22 protein-coding genes are annotated in these 18,023 nt (G+C 43.2%); 4 read left to right on the forward strand and 18 right to left on the reverse strand.

Annotation, left to right across the window (positions count from 1 at the left end; all coding sequences use genetic code 11):
• Positions 1-10 precede the first annotated feature (10 nt).
• The 6 genes from pbpB to V6D44_RS01730 form a co-directional block, all read right to left on the reverse strand.
• The gene (gene pbpB, locus V6D44_RS01705; RefSeq protein ID WP_437124953.1) at positions 11-2,152 is read right to left on the reverse strand and encodes a penicillin-binding protein 2B; all 2,142 of its coding nucleotides are present in this window, start codon (positions 2,150-2,152) and stop codon (positions 11-13) included.
• A 5-nt stretch (positions 2,153-2,157) separates the two neighbouring features.
• Positions 2,158-2,511 (reverse strand): cell division protein FtsL, encoded by a 354-nt coding sequence (gene ftsL / locus V6D44_RS01710; protein WP_087992148.1) that lies wholly within the window; start codon positions 2,509-2,511, stop codon positions 2,158-2,160.
• A 39-nt stretch (positions 2,512-2,550) separates the two neighbouring features.
• Complete coding sequence (gene rsmH / locus V6D44_RS01715) at positions 2,551-3,486, reverse strand: 16S rRNA (cytosine(1402)-N(4))-methyltransferase RsmH (RefSeq protein WP_333516238.1); 936 nt, start codon at positions 3,484-3,486, stop codon at positions 2,551-2,553.
• 69 nt (positions 3,487-3,555) lie between these two features.
• Positions 3,556-3,987: a division/cell wall cluster transcriptional repressor MraZ gene (mraZ, locus tag V6D44_RS01720; RefSeq protein ID WP_003221402.1), complete on the reverse strand. Its 432-nt coding sequence runs from the start codon at positions 3,985-3,987 to the stop codon at positions 3,556-3,558.
• Positions 3,988-4,112: 125 nt separating this feature from the next.
• Positions 4,113-5,732: a bacillithiol biosynthesis cysteine-adding enzyme BshC gene (bshC, locus tag V6D44_RS01725; RefSeq protein ID WP_202327703.1), complete on the reverse strand. Its 1,620-nt coding sequence runs from the start codon at positions 5,730-5,732 to the stop codon at positions 4,113-4,115.
• 69 nt (positions 5,733-5,801) lie between these two features.
• The gene (locus V6D44_RS01730) at positions 5,802-6,698 is read right to left on the reverse strand and encodes a 2-dehydropantoate 2-reductase (protein WP_202327704.1); all 897 of its coding nucleotides are present in this window, start codon (positions 6,696-6,698) and stop codon (positions 5,802-5,804) included.
• A 157-nt stretch (positions 6,699-6,855) separates the two neighbouring features.
• Here V6D44_RS01730 and V6D44_RS01735 point away from each other — a divergent pair, with 157 nt between their 5' ends.
• Complete coding sequence (locus tag V6D44_RS01735) at positions 6,856-7,338, forward strand: N-acetyltransferase (RefSeq protein ID WP_087992152.1); 483 nt, start codon at positions 6,856-6,858, stop codon at positions 7,336-7,338.
• Positions 7,339-7,393: 55 nt separating this feature from the next.
• Here V6D44_RS01735 and gerR read toward each other — a convergent pair whose 3' ends face one another.
• From gerR to V6D44_RS01750, 3 genes are all read right to left on the reverse strand, one after another.
• Positions 7,394-7,978 (reverse strand): sporulation specific transcriptional regulator GerR, encoded by a 585-nt coding sequence (gene gerR / locus V6D44_RS01740; RefSeq protein ID WP_087992153.1) that lies wholly within the window; start codon positions 7,976-7,978, stop codon positions 7,394-7,396.
• Between the two features lie 145 nt (positions 7,979-8,123).
• A complete protein-coding gene (gene rpmF, locus V6D44_RS01745) occupies positions 8,124-8,303 on the reverse strand; it encodes a 50S ribosomal protein L32 (protein WP_003154457.1) in 180 nt (59 codons plus the stop codon).
• A gap of 21 nt (positions 8,304-8,324) precedes the next feature.
• Positions 8,325-8,843 carry a YceD family protein gene (locus tag V6D44_RS01750; RefSeq protein WP_087992154.1) on the reverse strand — a complete coding sequence of 173 codons (519 nt, stop codon included), beginning with the start codon at positions 8,841-8,843 and terminating at the stop codon, positions 8,325-8,327.
• 27 nt (positions 8,844-8,870) lie between these two features.
• On the opposite strand from V6D44_RS01750, the gene V6D44_RS01755 reads away from it, so the two are divergent.
• Positions 8,871-9,056 carry a hypothetical protein gene (locus V6D44_RS01755; protein WP_087992155.1) on the forward strand — a complete coding sequence of 62 codons (186 nt, stop codon included), beginning with the start codon at positions 8,871-8,873 and terminating at the stop codon, positions 9,054-9,056.
• Positions 9,053-10,300: a nucleotidyltransferase gene (locus tag V6D44_RS01760; RefSeq protein WP_087992156.1), complete on the forward strand. Its 1,248-nt coding sequence runs from the start codon at positions 9,053-9,055 to the stop codon at positions 10,298-10,300. Before V6D44_RS01755 ends, V6D44_RS01760 begins: the two co-directional genes overlap by 4 nt.
• A 174-nt stretch (positions 10,301-10,474) precedes the next feature.
• On the opposite strand, the gene ddcP is transcribed toward V6D44_RS01760, so the two are convergent.
• Both ddcP and V6D44_RS01770 read right to left on the reverse strand, forming a co-directional pair.
• Positions 10,475-11,500, reverse strand: a complete 1,026-nt coding sequence (ddcP, locus tag V6D44_RS01765) for a protease DdcP (RefSeq protein ID WP_087992157.1) — start codon at positions 11,498-11,500, stop codon at positions 10,475-10,477.
• Position 11,501: 1 nt separating this feature from the next.
• Complete coding sequence (locus V6D44_RS01770) at positions 11,502-12,284, reverse strand: patatin family protein (RefSeq protein ID WP_087992158.1); 783 nt, start codon at positions 12,282-12,284, stop codon at positions 11,502-11,504.
• Between the two features lie 179 nt (positions 12,285-12,463).
• On the opposite strand from V6D44_RS01770, the gene spoVV reads away from it, so the two are divergent.
• On the forward strand, positions 12,464-13,690 hold the full coding sequence (gene spoVV / locus V6D44_RS01775; protein WP_087992159.1) for a dipicolinic acid transporter SpoVV: 1,227 nt from the start codon (positions 12,464-12,466) through the stop codon (positions 13,688-13,690).
• 11 nt (positions 13,691-13,701) lie between these two features.
• On the opposite strand, the gene coaD is transcribed toward spoVV, so the two are convergent.
• The 7 genes from coaD to V6D44_RS01810 all read right to left on the reverse strand — a co-directional run bounded on the left by coaD (position 13,702) and on the right by V6D44_RS01810 (position 17,985).
• Positions 13,702-14,187, reverse strand: a complete 486-nt coding sequence (gene coaD, locus V6D44_RS01780) for a pantetheine-phosphate adenylyltransferase (RefSeq protein ID WP_087992160.1) — start codon at positions 14,185-14,187, stop codon at positions 13,702-13,704.
• A 4-nt stretch (positions 14,188-14,191) separates the two neighbouring features.
• Positions 14,192-14,746 carry a 16S rRNA (guanine(966)-N(2))-methyltransferase RsmD gene (gene rsmD / locus V6D44_RS01785; protein WP_087992161.1) on the reverse strand — a complete coding sequence of 185 codons (555 nt, stop codon included), beginning with the start codon at positions 14,744-14,746 and terminating at the stop codon, positions 14,192-14,194.
• Positions 14,747-15,070: 324 nt separating this feature from the next.
• A complete protein-coding gene (locus V6D44_RS01790) occupies positions 15,071-15,343 on the reverse strand; it encodes a YlbG family protein (RefSeq protein ID WP_015715839.1) in 273 nt (90 codons plus the stop codon).
• A gap of 54 nt (positions 15,344-15,397) precedes the next feature.
• On the reverse strand, positions 15,398-15,847 hold the full coding sequence (ricF, locus tag V6D44_RS01795) for a regulatory iron-sulfur-containing complex subunit RicF (protein WP_087992162.1): 450 nt from the start codon (positions 15,845-15,847) through the stop codon (positions 15,398-15,400).
• 119 nt (positions 15,848-15,966) lie between these two features.
• Positions 15,967-16,206, reverse strand: coding sequence for a YlbE-like family protein (locus tag V6D44_RS01800; RefSeq protein WP_003221368.1), 240 nt, complete (start codon positions 16,204-16,206; stop codon positions 15,967-15,969).
• 15 nt (positions 16,207-16,221) lie between these two features.
• Positions 16,222-16,620 (reverse strand): YlbD family protein, encoded by a 399-nt coding sequence (locus tag V6D44_RS01805; RefSeq protein ID WP_087992163.1) that lies wholly within the window; start codon positions 16,618-16,620, stop codon positions 16,222-16,224.
• Between the two features lie 324 nt (positions 16,621-16,944).
• Positions 16,945-17,985 (reverse strand): CAP domain-containing protein, encoded by a 1,041-nt coding sequence (locus tag V6D44_RS01810; protein WP_202327705.1) that lies wholly within the window; start codon positions 17,983-17,985, stop codon positions 16,945-16,947.
• Between the last annotated feature and the right edge of the window lie 38 nt (positions 17,986-18,023).

An 18,023-nucleotide genomic window follows, 5' to 3' on the forward strand; every position in this document is an offset into this window, starting at 1 on the left:
TTCTTTCTATTTAATCAGGATTTTTAAACGTCACCTTGATTACGGTTTTGTCTTTTATTTCTTTGTCTTTCTTGACGCTTTGGCTGACAGCATAGCCCTGTCCGCTGACTTCAATGTGAATTCCCGCCAGCTCGGCGTACTGAAGAACCTCTCTTCTCGACCAGCCTGTCATATCAGGCATTTTGATTTTACCGCCCGTTTTCAGGAAGACCTTCTGATTGGTCAGAACTTCCTCATCCGCTTTCGGATACTGTTCTTTTACAGCGACATCACTGCCGATGACAACCGGTGTGAGATTTTCTTCTTTTGCTTTCTTTTGAGCACCGGCTACCGTTTGGTCTGTTAAATCAGGCATCGTCTGCGCTTTTGTTTCTTCCTTATCCGAGTCAGATTTTTCAGTTGGTTTGATGTTCAGGTAGTGCAGGCTGTTTTTCATTGTTGGGTTGAAGATTTCTGATACTGGATCTGAACCTGTTTCATCATTCTCTAATTGCGGCTGCTGCACCGCAACATAGATCAACAGCTCAGGATCATCTTTAGGCGCCATTCCCATTACAGAAAATACGTAATTATCGCGTCCAGATAGATAACCGTTTTGTCCGGCAATTTGTGCTGTTCCGGTTTTAACGGCTACATCAAAACCTTCAATTTTATACGGCCGTCCTGTACCGATATCAGATGTAACGACATCACCTAAAATATTACGAACCTTTTTAGCGGTATCAGCAGAGACTGGCGTACCGGCTGACTGAGGTTTATTTTGATAAATGGTTTTCTTCGTATCAGGATCTACAATATGGTCTATGACGTAGGGTTTCATCATTTTGCCGTCATTCGCAATTGCTGTTGCGGCCTGAAGCTGCTGAATCGGTGTAACAGCAGAAGCTTGTCCATATGCAGTCGATGCTTTATCAAATTCATATTTGAAATTTATTTTACTTGATACTTCATTCGGCAAATCAATACCTGTTTTTTGATAGAAATTGAATTTATGAAGATATTCATTTAGACGGGAATAGCCCAGCTTTTCATTAGCCAGTTTGGCAAAAGCCACATTAGAAGACCTCACTACACCATCATGGTATGTTGTTGCTCCCCAGCCTACCCCGGCATTATGGTCTTTTACTTGTCCTCCGCCTACTTTATATGTTCCGGACTTGTACTCTTCATTGCCGTTATACACATTTTCCTGTATAGCAGCAGCAAGTGTAAAAATCTTCATCGTTGATCCGGGTTCATATGCATATGAAATCAAATCATTATAGTAATTTGTCACATCGCGGGTGTTCGGATCAAAACTTGGGCGCTGTCCCATGGCAAGCACTTTGCCCGTTTTCGGATCGACGACTGCTGCCATGATTTTTTTCGGATTGTATTTTTTCGCCACTTTTGTCATGCTGTCTTCCAAAAAGGTTTGGATTTTCTGGTCAATGGTTAAATAAACATTGTCACCATTTTTTGGCGCTGTAATTTTATTTTTGCTGTTCGGGAGCTCCCAGCCGGATTTGTCGCTTTCATAGGTCACATATCCGTCCCGCTCCTTCAAATACTTATCCAGCACTTTTTCTAGTCCCATCGCGCCGGAAATTTCATTTGTGTCTTCATCAACCTCGGCATACCCTACTAGATTGGATGCAAAAACACCATTTGGATAGTAGCGTTTGGTATCCCGTAAAAATGAAATGCCCGGGAGTTTCAACTTTTCGATTTCTTTCTTTTTCGAATACGTAATATCCCGGCCCGCTGAACCGAACTCCACTTGCTTTAAATCCTTGTTTAAGATATCAAGGATATCAGCCTTGTCCATCTTAATCTCTTTAGAGAGCGCTTCCGCCGTTTTTTCTTTGTTTTGAACATGCTGAGGATGCTTTTTATCAGTGGTCATTTTTTTATCAAGAACGGCAATCAGCTTATACGTCGCTGTATCTTCCGCAATCACTTTACCGTTTCGGTCTAAAATCGAGCCGCGGCTTGCTTCGATGGGCCGTTTCTTTTCATGCTGCTCTGTCGCTTTTGTCGCAAGCACCTCGCCATTCGCTTTTCCGGTTATTTGAATATACGCCATTCTCCCAAGGATAACAAAGAAAAAGAGAGCGAAACAAATACTTAGAATCGCTGCTCCTCTATTCATAAATTTATTCTTTTTTGGCATTTGAATCATTCCTGTATGTTTTTCACTTTTTTATCTTTTAAATTCAAGCCGTTCTTTTCCGCAATGTCCATAATGCGCTGCGGTTTGCTTAAATCAGCAACACTTTTTTCGAGGTCACCAATTTGCTTATTTTCGGATGAAATTTGCTCCTCAAGCTTTTGCACCTCAATATTGGTTTGATATGCCGCATACGCCTTTGATACGATCAAAAGCGATACGCTGAGCACCACCGCAGCAAAGAGGACAAGAAGCACTTTTTCTCCGAGAGTAATGGAAGCCCTTTTCTTGACAATTACTTTTTTCTCAGGACTGATCGTATGCCGCTGCTGTTTCTCTGGTTGGTAAGCTAAATTGCTCATAGGCTGATGACCTCCTTTTTATTTTGCGTTCGTGTTTCGTTATTTTCTTTTTTCGGCAATCCGAAGCTTCGCAGAACGAGCCCGGTTGTTTTCTTCAAGCTCTTCCTGAGATGCCGTAATCGGTTTTCGCGTGATGAGTTTAAGTTCTGGTTCAAACTCTTCCGGTATGACAGGAAGACCCGGAGGAAGTTCCGGAAGTGACGACTTTTCTTTAAAAGTAGATTTACAAATTCTGTCTTCAAGCGAGTGGAAGGTGATGACTGATACCCTTCCCCCTGGTTTCAGAACCTCTATTGCCTGCTCCAAAGCCTCTTCAAACACCTTAAGTTCATCGTTCACGGCAATTCTGATTGCCTGAAACACGCGTTTAGCGGGATGTCCTCCGCTCCTTCTCGCTGGAGCGGGAATCGCGTCTTTTATTAGATCGACCAGTTGGCCCGTAGTTTGAATAGGAGATTTGATTCTTGCCTCTTCAATTTTTCTGGCGATCTGTTTGCTGAACTTCTCTTCGCCGTATTTAAAGAAGATACGGACGAGATCCTCATAGCGCCACTCATTAACGACTTCTTTCGCCGTAAGTGTGGCCGACTGGTCCATCCTCATGTCCAACGGTGCGTCATGATGGTAACTGAATCCCCGTTCCGGTGTATCCAGCTGCGGGGAGGACACCCCTAAATCAAATAAAATACCGTCTACTTCAGTAATACCTTGTTCATTCAAACATTCTTTTAAATACCTGAAATTGCTTTTGATCAAAATGAGCTGCCCTTTATAATTGGACAACGCTTCTTTGGCATGCTCTAATGCCGTATCGTCTTGGTCAAAAGCGATTAAACGCCCCTTCTCGGATAATTGCTGCAATAAGTATGTACTGTGCCCAGCTCCGCCGAGTGTGCAGTCTACATATGTACCGTCCGGTTTAATATTAAGCCCGTCTACGGTTTCACGAAGAAGTACTGTTTTGTGTTGAAACATATTGTGTTGGTCCCACCTTTTATCAGGATGAATTGAAATTGTTTTTAGAGTGTTATACACGAAGAATCATTATATATCAAACCCAATCATGTTTTCAGCAATTTCAGCAAATGAATCTTCTTGCTCTTCTGTGTATTGTTCCCAAATTACTTTACTCCACAATTCAATTCGATTAGAAACCCCGATAACAACACATTCTTTTTCCAGTTTGGCGTAATTCAATAGAGATGATGCGATATTTACCCTGCCTTGCTTGTCCAGTTCGCATTCGGTCGCCCCTGAAAAGAAGAAACGGGTAAACGCGCGGGCATCTTTTTTAGTGAGAGGAAGTGCTTTTAGTTTTTCTTCAATTTGTTTCCATTCGTGCATAGGGTAGCCGAAGAGACATTGGTCAAGCCCTCTGGTCAGCACAAACTGCTCGCCAAGGCCTTCTCTGAATTTAGCGGGTACGATCATGCGGCCCTTCGCATCGATGGTATGCTGATATTCACCCATAAACATGATCTCTTGCCCCACTTTCTCTCCTTAACTCACCACTATCCACCACTTCTCTCCACAACTTCATTTTACACTGTTTACCCATAAAAAAAAACCCTGAACTAGTCAGGGTTCTTTAAAACTTTATTTCAAAGTTTGACAACTTGATGTTGATTTTGAAAAGAAAATGGCAGATTCTTGAATGATGTGAAGAATTTTGGACCGTACCTGTTCAAATAATACATGATATTCCAAATTCGCTCTTGCGGCGCAAGCAACGGCTTAATGCTATTTTGGATTCTCTCATAATCCTTCAAGACGCAGCCTTCTTTTTCTTCAATTCGTTTCGTCACTGTCCGCTCTAAAAATTGAAGCTGATCCTGAATAAAAGCGGCGTTCTTCAGGAGTAAAGGTTCCATGCTTTGATCAACCTTTAACGCCTCGTGCCTTACCGTTTTGTGAACCGCTTCAATTTGTCTTTTCGCCTGATCCATCACCGCGGTAAACTCTTCCGGAATCTGATGCTCAAAGTATATCTCTCTTTGATTCTCCGTACCGCGTTCAATCGCATCTTGTAATAAGATATCCCGTTCAAGCAGTTTTTTCTCAATATGCCGTTCAAGTATCGTAATATTCAGCCTCGGCATAACCGGAGGCATTTTAAAGCCCATCACCGTAAAGGCCTGTTTAAGCTCACCCCAGTAGTTAATTTCTCCAGGCCCTGCAATAAAGGCTAAAGTCGGAATAAGGTATTCCTGCATTAACGGTCTCGTTACAACATTATTGCTGAAGCGCTCAGGATGTTCTTCTATATGTGTATAAAGTTCATCCATCGTCCATGCGAGATCAAGCTCATTGATGACAAAACGGCCGTTGTCTTTTTCAATTAAAAAACGCTCTTCTTCATATTCATAAAACAGATTCGCCTGCTCTTTTCCGGACTCGATAATCGGCTTGTAGCCTGCTTCACGCATGAAGTCCTGCTGTTCTGACACAGCGCGGGCGAGTTCATCATTTTCCCGGAGAATCTTTTGGAACATGGCCGTTTCCATCTTTTTAATCCCCGGATCTCCAGAATTTAATAAAACTAACCCCTCCTCTTGGAACAGATCCGCGATCAGCAGTTCAAAGAAATCAGTGAATGTAACAGATTCACTTAAACATCGCTTCACATTGTCGAGAAGTGTATTCGTATGGTCTGTTTCTTCAAAAGCGGCAAATACACCATCTATCCATGCGGCGCATTTTTCCTGATCAAGAGTTGTGCTCGCTGCCGAAGATTTCTTCCAATAAGACTGGGGCAGCTTTGTTTTCACGGGACCATTCTCTTCAGATGTATGGACAAAATTAATCTCATCCAAATCGTGGTCTTCTCCGGCCACCCAGAAAATCGGGATGACAGGCACTTGCAGATGCTTTTCTTGTTCCTTTGCTAACACAATGATTGAAATGATTTTATGTATAGTATAAAGCGGTCCTGTTAAAAGTCCTGCCTGCTGTCCGCCGACAACAGCCGCGCTTGACGGATCCTTCAGCTTCTCAATAGCAGACTGCATGGCACTTGAACCGAATTTATCATGGTAAGAGGATAAGTATGCCGCCAACTCCTCTCTTGCGAAAAACCGGGAGGATAAGTCCTTCAGTCTGTCGCGCCACATGTCCTTATGATGAATGCTGTAATCAAAAAAAGAAGACATTTCTTCTTTGCCATCTATATAGTGCTGTACAAACACATTCTGATTTTTGATGGAAAGTTCAGTTAGCTGCATCTTCTAGAACTTCCTTTCTAAATAAATAGTTAGTTATCCGAAATGAGTATAGCATGTTACAGAAAAAGCTCAAAAGACTTTGTTTGTATTTCGCTCCAAAGCTTTAATGCTCCCGTATAAAAACTCGAGGTGGGCAGCATCAAGGCCGCGAACGCTAGCTTCCTTCAATAAATATCCGATAATGGCGTCAGCTTCCGTCTGCCGGCCTTCGATAACGTCAACCAGCATAGAAGAGCGGTTTTCTTTCGTTTGCCCGCAAACGGCCCGAACCCTCTCCCAAGCCTCTTCTTCGTTTTCAAGCCTTAAAATGCGGGACGCCTCCTGAAAAACCAGCTTCATAAAAGCGAGATAAGCCGGCGCTGTCAGCAGTTCTCCATTTTTCACCTGCAATAACGCGGTTAACGGATTGATACAAGCGTTAACAATCAGCTTGCCCGTCAGCAAGCGGTACCAATCCTCCTCATAACGAATCGGAAAATCCGAATGGTTATGCTGAAACAAAATGTTGAGCCGATCTGGTTCAGCGTCATCGAACGCGCTCCATTTTATCGCACCCAAACCCGTATGATCAACAGCTGTATCTGATTTCCTAACAGCTCCGTGCTCAACAATTCCAACATAAATGGAATGGCCAACGCGCCAGTCTTTCAATTCGTGGATATGCCCCATACCGTTTTGCAAAAATAATATATTCGTTTTCCTGATCCGTTCAAGCGACGGAAAAACAGACTGGAGCTGATGCTGCTTTACTGTCACGACAAGCAGATCAAAATCCGAATTGATACTCGTGTCCGCACTGCAATCAGCGCTGAATTCTTCTCCGCCTTTATCAAGCCGGACGCCTTCAGACTTTATGGCCGCAGCCTGCTCTTTCCGCCTCGTCACAACAGTCACCTCGTGATGAAGTGACAAATAATAGGCGCATAAAAGACCGACAGAGCCTCCGCCGATAATCCCAATTTTCATGTTGTCACACCCAATTAACATTTATGTATTATCATAGCAGAAGTAAGAACAAATTACTTCTCAAAGGTTCCGTGTGCTTAAAATTAAAGTTTTAATATTTGGATTTTTTAAATAAAGCGTTTACAATATATGTAGAAACAACAAAGGGGGAGATTGCATGGTAAAGGTAGAACGTCTGCTCGTCAACTATAAAACGCTTGAAGAATTCAAGAAGTTCAAAGAATACGGCATTCAGGAGCTTTCAATGCTTGAAGATCTTCAGGATAATATTATTGAAAATGACAGCACTTCGCCTTTTTACGGGATTTATTTTGGGGATAAACTTGTAGCGCGAATGAGTCTATATCAAGTTAATGGCAAATCGAATCCTTATTTCGACAATCATCAGGATTATTTGGAGCTTTGGAAGCTTGAGGTTCTTCCGGGCTACCAAAACAGAGGATACGGGAAAGCGTTGGTTGAATTTGCCAAATCATTCAAAATGCCGATTCGGACAAATCCGCGAATGAAATCAGCGGAATTTTGGAATAAAATGAACTTTGAAACTGTTAAATATGATATGGCGCGGGACAAAGGGGAAAACCCGCTCATCTGGCACCCTGATATGGATCAAGAAATGACACCGGGAGAATCTGCATAGAAATAAAAACAACCGGCCTATTCACACTCTACGGCCGGTTCATTTCAGGCGTTCATTACGTTTCTTGAGCCTTTTTTTTCATTCTTCCGTCTTCCTTAGAAACAACCATTTTTCTGGCCCGGTCCATAATATCGATCAGTGCCTTGTAATCCTCTTCTGTCATCTCTAGCTGGTTCCTCAATGTTTGATTTTCACTCCGTAAATCCTCAAGCTCCTTTTGCAGCGATTGGATTTGCCTCTTCAATTTTTCCCTTTCGAGCTGAAATTCATGTGCAGACGGCGTTTCTTTGAATTGTTCGAGAAATTGAATGACATCCTGAATGGACAAATCTCGTTTTCCTTCTGTTGACGCTGCCGCGGCGGTTTGCTTTACGGAATTCGGCAAATTGACCGAATGAACGCCGATTTGTTTTCTCAGTTCTTTCCTCTGCTTTTTCGCAAGCTCTATGCCTGATTGGTATTGTTTTCTCACATACGAGTTCCACCTGAACCCACAGGCTGCTGCGGTTCTGGTCAGCGCTCTTCCAACCTCCTCAAAGGCTGATAGCTGTGTTCCTCCCTCTCGAATATGGCGAAGCACCACTTCTGCCAGCAGCAAATCCTCATCCTGAGTCCAAGCATCTTGTCTTGTAATGGTCAAATTTAATCTCCCTCCATGTCAGCTTATTTATCTCATACATATGCCGGTAATAGATTAGATAGACTATTTGCACTTACAAATTTTCCGCAAGCTGACAGGAAGAGAAAAAGAAAAAGCGCAGGGCTTTCACCCTGCGCTTTTCTTATTAGTTACTTTTTACATTTATGTCTTTGCCGTTGTATGATCCGCATGCTTTGCATACACGGTGAGACAATTTCATCTCTCCGCATGACGGACATTCTGTCATACCAGGTACATTAAGTTTGAAATGTGTACGGCGCAATCTTTTCTTCATTTTAGAAGTTCTTCTAAAAGGTACAGCCATTATTCCCACCTCCTTAAAGAGTTAAGATTCATCATCTTGTTTTAAGAGCTTTTCGAGGGCTGCAAGTCTCGGATCGACTTGATTCTTCTTGTCTTCCTCTGAAATGACTTGCCAGTCCTTTCCTTCTTGAGGAGCAGCTCCTTTTTCTTGTTCAGATTCACAAAAGATTTGCATAGGGATTTCTAAAAGAATTTCTTCTTTCACGATCGGAGTTAAGTCGATAGTATCGTCCTCAGCAATGTGAACGTCATCATCTTCTATATCATCCGTCTGATGAAATATAAACAGTTCTTTTGTTGAAATTTCAAATGGATACGCAACATCAACGAGTGTTCTTGAGCATGGCAAAATCATTTCGCCTGAAATCGCAAAATCAAACGAAACCTGTTTCGATTTAATATCCGCTCTGCCCTTCACCCGAACGGGAGAAATGCGGCGGATGTCAGAATTCAGCTTTGTCAGCTCATTTAACTCAACTGTTTCATCAAACTCAAAACTTTGGTTTGGCATTTGATGCAGCTGATAAATCGTCCATTTCATTTGTATCACCTCATGAAAGCAACAAACATGATTATAGCTTTTAAGATTGTTTTTGTCAATATTTTTTCTTTACAGCATAATGCTGCCACTCAAGTATCATTGACAGCGGTATATGCGATGCATACACTTAGAATAAAAATAAGACGTAAGAGTTTCCATTTGCAAATGTACCATACGTTTTTAAACATAGCAAGAAAGGCGGAAAAAATATGAAAGCTGTCGGATTGGTGGTTGAATATAATCCCTTTCATAACGGTCACCTTTATCATGCCCAAACAGCAAAGCGGCAAACCGGATGTGACACGGCTGTTGCTGTAATGAGCGGACATTTTTTACAGCGCGGAGAACCGGCTGTAGTGTCAAAATGGGCCCGAACAAAAATGGCGCTGCAAAGCGGAGTCGATCTTGTCATTGAACTGCCTTATCTTTATGCGGTGCAAAAAGCGGAGATTTTCGCACGCGGCAGTGTTTCCATCCTGAACAAACTTGGATGCGAGGCGCTTTTTTTCGGGAGTGAAAATGGTGATATTAAGCCGTTTATAGAAACAGCAAAGCTTATTGATGAGCATAAGCATACATTTGATCAGTGTATCAAAGAAGAACTTAAAAAGGGGGCCAGCTACCCAGCCGCGGCAGCTATCGCCTTCAGATCCATTTTACATACAGAAAATGCGCTTGATTTATCAAAGCCAAACAACATTCTGGGATATCATTATGTGACTTCCATTCTTTCCGGGGGATATCCAACGAAACCTTATACCACAGCGCGCATTTCCTCGGACTATCATGATGCCGACCTTCCTGAAGGCGAAAACCATATCGCAAGCGCCACAAGTATCAGAAAAGCGATGTTTGAACAGAATCTTGAAGCCTGCCTTCGTTTTCTTCCTGGTACATCCGCAAGTGAATTAGCACATTACCGAAAATCTTTCGGATTGTGGCATACACCTGAAAGCTATTTTTCTTACTTAAAATACAGCCTGTCGACTGTCACAGCACAGGAATTACAGCACGTATACGAGGTGGAGGAAGGCTTAGAACACAGAATTCTTCGTTCGATCAGAAAAGCCAGCTCCTACCAGGAATTTATGGAGCTTCTGAAAACAAAACGTTATACGTGGACAAGGCTCCAGCGGATGAACACGCACATTTTAACCAGAACGAACAAACAGGAGATGCATAAGCTGCTTGCCGACGAAGAGGTGCCTTATATTAGGCTTCTCGGCATGACGAAAAAAGGACAGTCTTATTTATCAGAAAAGAAAAAAGCGATGTCCGTTCCGCTTGTCAGCAAACTGTCCTCTTTCTCCCATCCCGCACTCGATCTGGACATAAAAGCAAGCAGAATCTACAGTCTGCCGATAGAAGAACCGCTGAGAACTGAATTTGCCCTGCAGGAATATGGACGTACTCCCATTCGATATGACGAGGATGAACAACGCTTTTTAAATATATAAAAAGCACCTGAGTTCAGGTGCTTCAAATTGTTGAAGTCCAGGAAGGCCGAGCATCGGAGCAGATTTCACAGGATGTAGGCAGGACGTCTGGCCGTTCCACTCCGTATTGAGCACCGACTCGCAGCCCTGACAACGAATGCGGGGGTTTATCGACACACTGAAAGCACTTGAGTATCAGGTGCTTTTCGCTTTCAGCTTATTCAAATAATCAATCGCGTCTTGCATCGTATCAATAGGCACAATCTTCATATCTGAATCAATATCTTTTGCTGTTTTCACTGCGTTTTTATAATCGGAATTGCTGGCGCCGTTTTGATTTGGGGCGAAGAAAATGTCTTTTCCAGCTTTGTCCGCGGCGACGACTTTCTGATCGATGCCGCCGATCGGACCTACTTTTCCGTCAACATCAATGGTACCGGTTCCCGCAATCTCGTAGCCTTTTGTTTCGTCTGGTTTTGTCAGCTGATTATAGATTTCCAGAGACATCATTAACCCTGCTGACGGGCCGCCGATATTTTCGATTTCAAAATCAATATCGGGCTCCACTTTCACGTTCCTGTCCGTATAGAGCGAAACTCCGATGCCTGCCCGTTCCGGCTCATCGGGAAATTGTTTTAATGTAAGGGTGATCATCTTTTCTTTTTCTTCTCTTTCAATTTTTAACCGGACTTTATCTCCCGCTTTTTTGCTGCTGATATAATCAATCAGCTTTTCAGCAGACTGATAGTTTTTGCCGTCTGCCTTAATAATTTTATCACCGACTTCTATTTTCCCTTTTGCGGGCATGTTTTCTACAACTGAGCTAGCGTATATGCCGTTAAAGGAATAACTGACTTTTTTTCCTGCCTTTTGATAGGCCGCTATGACGGCGTTTTCTTGCGAGCTTTTCATCATTTGGAGCTGCCTTTTCATATACTCCTCATCTGATTCGCCTTCTTCCTTGATGCTTTCATCAGGAACTATTTCATAATAAGAGTGAACCTTCGCCCACACATATGTAAACGGATTAGCCGGTCCCACTTTGACAGTCATTAAGGACAGACTTCCTGTTTCCGGGTAGCCTCCCTCCACTTTTATCAGTGAAGCAAGCTCTGTCGCTTCTCCCGGTTTTGTAATATAGTATGGAAGTTTTATAAATGATAAAACGGCAATCAGAATGAGGATGACAAGCATCCAGCTAAAATGTTTTTTACGAAGCAAATTATGAGCCCTCCCAATTCTCTATTTCTTTTTTTATCTTGCTGATCATTCGGTCTGTCGCTTCCTCGCCTGCCGATATCATTGCTTCAATATTAGCAAACGAGCTGGAGCTGTATGTTTCAAGAGAAGGGCGAATCATGATATCCGCGGCAATCGTTTGATGTCGCACCAATTCATTTTGCAGTATATCCATACTTTGCATAATCACATCAAAAATATGCGCCGCCGTTTCGGTTTTTCGAACCCTGGAGACATCCGAAGCGATGATAATATCAGCCCCCATGTCTTTGACAACAGAAACCGGGATTCGGTCGACGACCGCGCCGTCTACAAGAAGCCGTCCGTCCAGCTTCTGCGGAATAAAGATACCTGGTATGCTGATGCTCGCCCGCACCGCATCTGACACCGAGCCCTTGCGGAACACAATCTTTTCTCCTGTCTGTAAATCACACGCTACAATGCCCAGCGGGATTTGAAGCTCTTCGATCGGTTTTCCGAATGTATAAGCATGCACAAGCTGCCTGACGCGATCACCTTTTAAAAAACCGAGCCTCGGAACCGTATAATCAGCATAAAGCCGCCGTTTAAAGACTTTAGCGACTTTCTCCATCGTTGCCACATCGTGGCCGGCGGCATAGAAACTGCCTACCAAAGCGCCCATGCTGCTCCCCGCAATCATATCCACTTCAATTTGATGCTTATGTAAACTGGAGAGCACACCGAGATGAGCGAGCCCCCTGGCCCCTCCCGATCCTAACGCTAACCCGATTTTAGGTTTAACCAAAGCGTTAACCTCCTGCCTGAATTCCCTGTATACCGAATTCTATGGTCTAAACTGAACCCCTATGCTCGTATATTAGTACAAAGATTCAAAAGGACAGGTACTGCTTGGCCGTTTCGTGTCATACATATTTTATCATGATATACATGTGATTGGGCATTTTTAGCATCGGGGAGGTAAGAATGAACTTGTCGAAGATTCATACACTTTTAATTGCTTCGTTTTTTCTATTTTTAACAGCGACTGTCATCTCACATCCGCAGGCCTCATTCGAAGCCTCTAAAACCGGGCTTTCTATGTGGTGGGAGGTTGTGTTTCCGTCATTGCTGCCATTTTTTATTCTGTCTGAACTCTTAATCGGTTTTGGCATTGTGCGGTTTGTCGGTGTTTTGCTTGAGCCTTTTATGCGGCCGATCTTTCGCGTGCCGGGTGTCGGCGGCTTCGTTCTTGCTATGGGAATGGCATCAGGAAACCCAGCGGGAGCAAAACTCACTGCCCGTCTGCGGCAGGAAAAACAGATTTCAAGAGTAGAAGCAGAACGGCTTGCGTCGTTTACCAATTCTTCAAATCCGCTCTTTATTTTTGGCGCTGTTGCCGTCGGTTTCTTTCAAAACGCGTCATTGGGCATATTATTGGCTACCGCACACTATTTAGGGAATCTGGCTGTCGGTTTAACGATGCGTTCCTATGGACGCAAAGAAGAGCAGCATCTCAGAAATAAGAAAACGATTCCTTTTCCTTCGATCAAAGATGCTTTACACGCTCTGCATACCGCCAGACTTGCGGAAAAACGGCCTCTGGGCAAAATTTTAGGCGACGCCGTGACATCTTCTGTTCAAACGCTTCTCATGGTGGGCGGGTTTATTATTTTGTTTTCTGTCTTTAACAGGCTGTTATCCGTGGTGCAGCTGACTGATATTCTGTCTGTATTCACAAAAGGTGCGCTGACCTTGTTTCAGCTTCCAGCTCAATTGGACATCCCTCTATTATCAGGAATGTTTGAAATCACGCTGGGAAGCAAGCTTGTCAGCGAAACAGACGTTACTCTTCTGCAACAAGCCATTATCGTCAGCTTTATTCTCGGGTTTAGCGGTTTTTCTGTTCAAGCTCAAGTGGCAGGTATTTTATCGGAAACCGATATCAGATTTAAACCATTCTTTATCGCGCGTTTGCTGCAGGGCGTTTATGCCGCCGTCTTCGTCATGCTTTTATGGAAACCTCTATACACGGCATGGAATGATCCATATCAGTATGTTTTCAAATCTCTTCATAGCGGCGAAATGCCAACAGCACTTATAAACAGCTGGAATCAGCTCGTGCAGGTTGGACCTGCTGTCACATTATGCGCACTGTTTACGTACATTATCATTTGTTCTTACAGACTGACAAACGGCACAAAAAAAGGATGAGTCAAACCCCCTCATCCTTGTCTGAATTTTTGCTGAAGCGCCAGCTCTACTTCCGGCGGCACAAACTCTGATACAGTGCCATTGTATCTTGCCACTTCTTTGACAATGCTTGAACTTAAAAACGAATATTGATTGTTTGTCATCATAAAAAACGTTTCAATGGATTCATCAAGTACACGGTTTACAGATGTCCCCTGCATCTCGTATTCAAAATCAGACACCGCTCTTAAGCCTCTTAAAATCGCTTTCGCATTTTTTCTTTTTGCATAATCAATTAATAGCCCTTGCGAAGTTTCAACTGTAATGTTCGGGATATCTTTTGTCACTTCTCTCAAAAGCTCACACCGTTCTTCTACACTGAACAAAGGTTTTTTTGAAGAATTATTCAACACACACACATACACTTGTTCAAAAATATGCGCCCCGCGTCTGATGATGTCCAGATGCCCGTAGGTCACCGGATCAAAACTGCCGGGACAGACAGCTATACTCGCCACAACACTACCCCCTCTTTTTATAAATCGCTACACCTGTAAGTCCATAGGTTTCTTTTCTTGCCATCACAAGATCTCCTACAGCTTCGGGAAGCTCGACCTCTCTGTCATGCTCAGTAACGATAAATCCGTCTTCTTCCAGCATTTGATATTCGTCAATCATCGTTAAAAGCGCTCTCAGCTTTTGTTCCTTATACGGCGGATCAAGAAAAATGCCGCGAAAGGCAGTTTCTCTTTTTGCAGCAGCGTGCAAAGCCCGTTCCGCATCATTGCGGTATACCTGTGCATGTTTTGTAAGCTCCAGCGTTTTTAAATTTGATTTTACCGTTTGAATCGCTTTAAAATCACGGTCAACGAATATACAATGCTCAAACCCGCGTGAAAGCGCTTCGATTCCAAGTCCTCCGCTCCCCGCGAATAAGTCCAGTCCCCTGCCCCCGTCAAAATAAGGGCCGATCATATTGAAAATGGATTCCTTCACTTTGTCGGTTGTCGGTCTTGTTGATGTTCCCGGCACGGCCTTTAGTGAACGGCCTTTTTTTGATCCAGAAATTACTCTCATATTCCACACCACTTTTTCTAAAAGCTATTTTGTTTTTTTGTTCGGCCGGACGCCGCTATGTACATAGAAAAAAATCAATCCTATCTTAACATAAAGCATTCTTGCAAACAATGAACGTAATCTTGTTTAAACAGGTGTATAGCCAGACTGATCCTTGTCCATACTATAAACAACAGCATCTAGAGGATGTTGTTGCCAACCGCGGAGAAGACTTACGTTTCCCCATAAGTTCTTCCTCCGGTTTCTCCTCTCCCTTTGCCTTCTCCTTAACTTGTTAAGGAATAGAAGGACCCCGCAGAAGCCTGCGGGGATTTTTTTATAGAGCTATATGCCGATTTTATAATCGTATTCTTTTGCTTTATCAAGCTTTGACTCGAATTCCAATTTTAAAAACGGTTTATAAGAAGGCTCCACTTTTTTCACAAACGAGTAAGAAGCGATCTTGTCCATTGTTTTTTCAATTTGATTCATATCGCAATACAGCACGACATATTTTAAGCGTTTTGATACATAGTGCACATTTCCGAACTTCCTCAGCATTTTGCTTTGTTTTAGGGAATGCAGATACACAACCATACCCTGGCGCCTATTCTCCAATACAATCACCTGCCTGATTTCTCTTATATGTAAAAGACGAGACGGCCAGTCTCGTCAGGACACTTTGCATCCGCAGCCTCCGCCCGAACCGCAGCCGCCTCCGCACGAAGACAAACCATCAAAATAAGGGTTCCCAGTCGGAACTTTAACATGCTCTGAAACAGCTGTTCCAATCTCGACGCTAACCTCATCAAGAATAGACTGGAGCTCATTTTCAGCTCTCTTGAAGTCAGCCACCTTATCGTTCAGATCCAGCTCCCGCTTGATCTCCCTCATTTTCCGGGATATTTCTCTATAGTCAGGATGATATTTGCCAAAACGCTGTACATCCTCATACTGCTCTTTTATTTGGATAAAAGAACGAATAATCCGCTCTGCCTCTTCATCTTCCTGGAGACGCTTGTAACAATTGCGGTAGTTCTCAGCCGTCTCCGACTGCAGAATCATCTCGGCAAGCTGCTGAGCTTCACTTTGAAGCCGCACGGATTCCATCGTCGCATACATAACACGCACCTCCAGTTGTTAGTTTACCATGAAACCAGCCAATTGGAAAATCCTTAGCCGAAGCCTGAAAACAATCTCCCTGCATTTACAGCATGAAAAAAGACCCTCTTTCGGGCCTTTCAATCTTTTGTCCGCATCGCTTGAAACATTTGCATCATCATTTGCGCCATTTGAATCCCGTTCGTAAACTGGTTCACCCGGTGCGGTATGGTTTTTTCATAAAAGTTCATCATCTCAAGCTGAAAGGAGGACAGATCATCCGGTTTTCTCGAAAGCCTGCGGTACCATATCGGCTGTTCTCTGATGAATCGTTTCCGTTCTTCATTTGCTGAAATAAATTCCTGAACCTCTTTGCGCATATAAGCTCCCCTTTTTTAATCCTTTCGAAAAGAAAAAGGATGCTGTCCAGAGCCTGGCTGAGATTGCTTTTGGCCGCTCCCGGAAAATGTATGAAGAAGACTTTGCAATGATGAAATTGACTGGCTCATTTTATTGATTTGTTCGTTCATTTGATTGACATCCATTTTTTTCACCGCTGTTACCATTTTAGAGACAAAATCATTTTTTTCCGCCGTTTCTGGCACAGCATTCGCACCTTCTTCCGGTTCCCGATACGGATCCCAAATCGGGTCGCTCTCCCCGAAGAGGACCCAATTCTCATAGACGTCCTGCCAGCTTCTTTGTTCTTTACGCACTTCTTTTATCAGCTTGGGATGCTTTTTGACGAATTGTTTAAAGTCATTGATTGAATGATTGGCGTGTTGGTTCGCCACAATCCTCACCCCCTCCGAAAATGATACCTACTACAATGTATCGTTTTGTGAGGCATTGTGTTCGCCTATATTCACACCAATATCTTCATTTATTATCACAGGGAGCGCAAAGCAATTTGAGAGTCAGAATACCGCCGTTCTGCTCCGTTTTTTAAATATCGCACAGATGGCTGCTATCAGGATGGAATGTTTCTAGATTTGCCCCAACACAATAAAGGTGATCGAACGCAGGAAGAGTATCGGCCTCCTCTGTACCATCACATCCAGACCAGCCGATTATGTGGAAATGAAAAAACCGCGGAACCAACCGTTCGCGGCTTTTCATTACCATCGCTTAATAAAATTTTGGGTGTAATATTTCCGGTCTACTCCGACACCTAGATGCGTATAATCTGAATTTAAAAGCGCTTTTCGATGGCCTTCACTATTAAGCCAGCCTTCTACAGCGGCCGGGCCGTCCACATAATTGTATGCGATGTTTTCTCCCGCTTGCTGAAAGTCAACATCCCCTTCTTCTAAGCGGTCTTTCAGCGTCCCGTATTTTTTAGAAACATGGGAGAAATAGTTATTGTCCTTCATATCCTCGCTATGTCCAAAAGCTACTTCCGCCGTCGGCTGGTCCCACTCAAGCTTCGCAAGTCCATACTTGACACGTATGACATTCGTCAAATCAAATATTTGCTTTTCGCTCGTCGTTTGGATCTTTTCCCACTTATCATCTGAAACATCTTTTGATTTCATTAATTCACCGCGGTAAACAACCTCATAAGGTCTTTGCTTTACAAAGGTTTGCGCATCAAACGCCCTGATGCTGGATAGCTTCCCCTCAAATTTGTCCATATACAGCTGGACATACATCTTTCCTACCTTTACAGTCGGTCTGGTATTGATATCCTCTTCAGAAAACTCAAATCGATAAGAATTTCCTTTATACTCTACATTCACAAACGGCGCCACCTGGGTCGTCTTGAATACTTCTCCGGTTGATTCGCCAATTTTGAAAGGCTTTGCGTTAATATCATTCCCAGCTGCAAATAATGTGACCACTTTATTATTTAATACTCCGATTTGGATATATTGGTCCTTTCCTTGATTGTAAACCCACCAATCGTAATCATATGCGGAAGGGTCAATGCGTTCAGGTTTCCCAAGCTTTTTTGTTACATCATCGGCGGACTTGCCCATAAAGGACAATAACCCTGAAGTCGGCATATGTATTCGTTTGCCGCTTTGCGCTTCCTCGTTAGACACTTGAGGCTCGCTGTCATTGGATTTTTTTTCAGGAACAGATCCGTATTGAATAAACAGAACGTAAGTTCCGCAAATAATCAAGAGGATAACCAGTGCTCTCAATATATTTTTCAATCTATCACCCCCGTGCGATCACGTGTCTTGCCTTACAT

It is taken from the genome of Bacillus sp. 0209A (genome assembly GCF_036765095.1).
Classification (GTDB): domain Bacteria; phylum Bacillota; class Bacilli; order Bacillales; family Bacillaceae; genus Bacillus; species Bacillus subtilis_G.

Coding starts and splice junctions, on each gene's coding strand:
- pbpB (WP_437124953.1), bottom strand. CDS start 2,152: ATGCCAAAAAAGAATAAATTTATGAATAGAGGAGCAGCGATTCTAAGT.
- ftsL (WP_087992148.1), bottom strand. CDS start 2,511: ATGAGCAATTTAGCTTACCAACCAGAGAAACAGCAGCGGCATACGATC.
- rsmH (WP_333516238.1), bottom strand. CDS start 3,486: ATGTTTCAACACAAAACAGTACTTCTTCGTGAAACCGTAGACGGGCTT.
- mraZ (WP_003221402.1), bottom strand. CDS start 3,987: ATGTTTATGGGTGAATATCAGCATACCATCGATGCGAAGGGCCGCATG.
- bshC (WP_202327703.1), bottom strand. CDS start 5,732: ATGCAGCTAACTGAACTTTCCATCAAAAATCAGAATGTGTTTGTACAG.
- V6D44_RS01730 (WP_202327704.1), bottom strand. CDS start 6,698: ATGAAAATTGGGATTATCGGCGGAGGCTCTGTCGGTCTTTTATGCGCC.
- V6D44_RS01735 (WP_087992152.1), top strand. CDS start 6,856: ATGGTAAAGGTAGAACGTCTGCTCGTCAACTATAAAACGCTTGAAGAA.
- rpmF (WP_003154457.1), bottom strand. CDS start 8,303: ATGGCTGTACCTTTTAGAAGAACTTCTAAAATGAAGAAAAGATTGCGC.
- V6D44_RS01750 (WP_087992154.1), bottom strand. CDS start 8,843: ATGAAATGGACGATTTATCAGCTGCATCAAATGCCAAACCAAAGTTTT.
- V6D44_RS01755 (WP_087992155.1), top strand. CDS start 8,871: ATGATTATAGCTTTTAAGATTGTTTTTGTCAATATTTTTTCTTTACAG.
- V6D44_RS01760 (WP_087992156.1), top strand. CDS start 9,053: ATGAAAGCTGTCGGATTGGTGGTTGAATATAATCCCTTTCATAACGGT.
- spoVV (WP_087992159.1), top strand. CDS start 12,464: ATGAACTTGTCGAAGATTCATACACTTTTAATTGCTTCGTTTTTTCTA.
- rsmD (WP_087992161.1), bottom strand. CDS start 14,746: ATGAGAGTAATTTCTGGATCAAAAAAAGGCCGTTCACTAAAGGCCGTG.
- ricF (WP_087992162.1), bottom strand. CDS start 15,847: ATGTATGCGACGATGGAATCCGTGCGGCTTCAAAGTGAAGCTCAGCAG.
- V6D44_RS01800 (WP_003221368.1), bottom strand. CDS start 16,206: ATGCGCAAAGAGGTTCAGGAATTTATTTCAGCAAATGAAGAACGGAAA.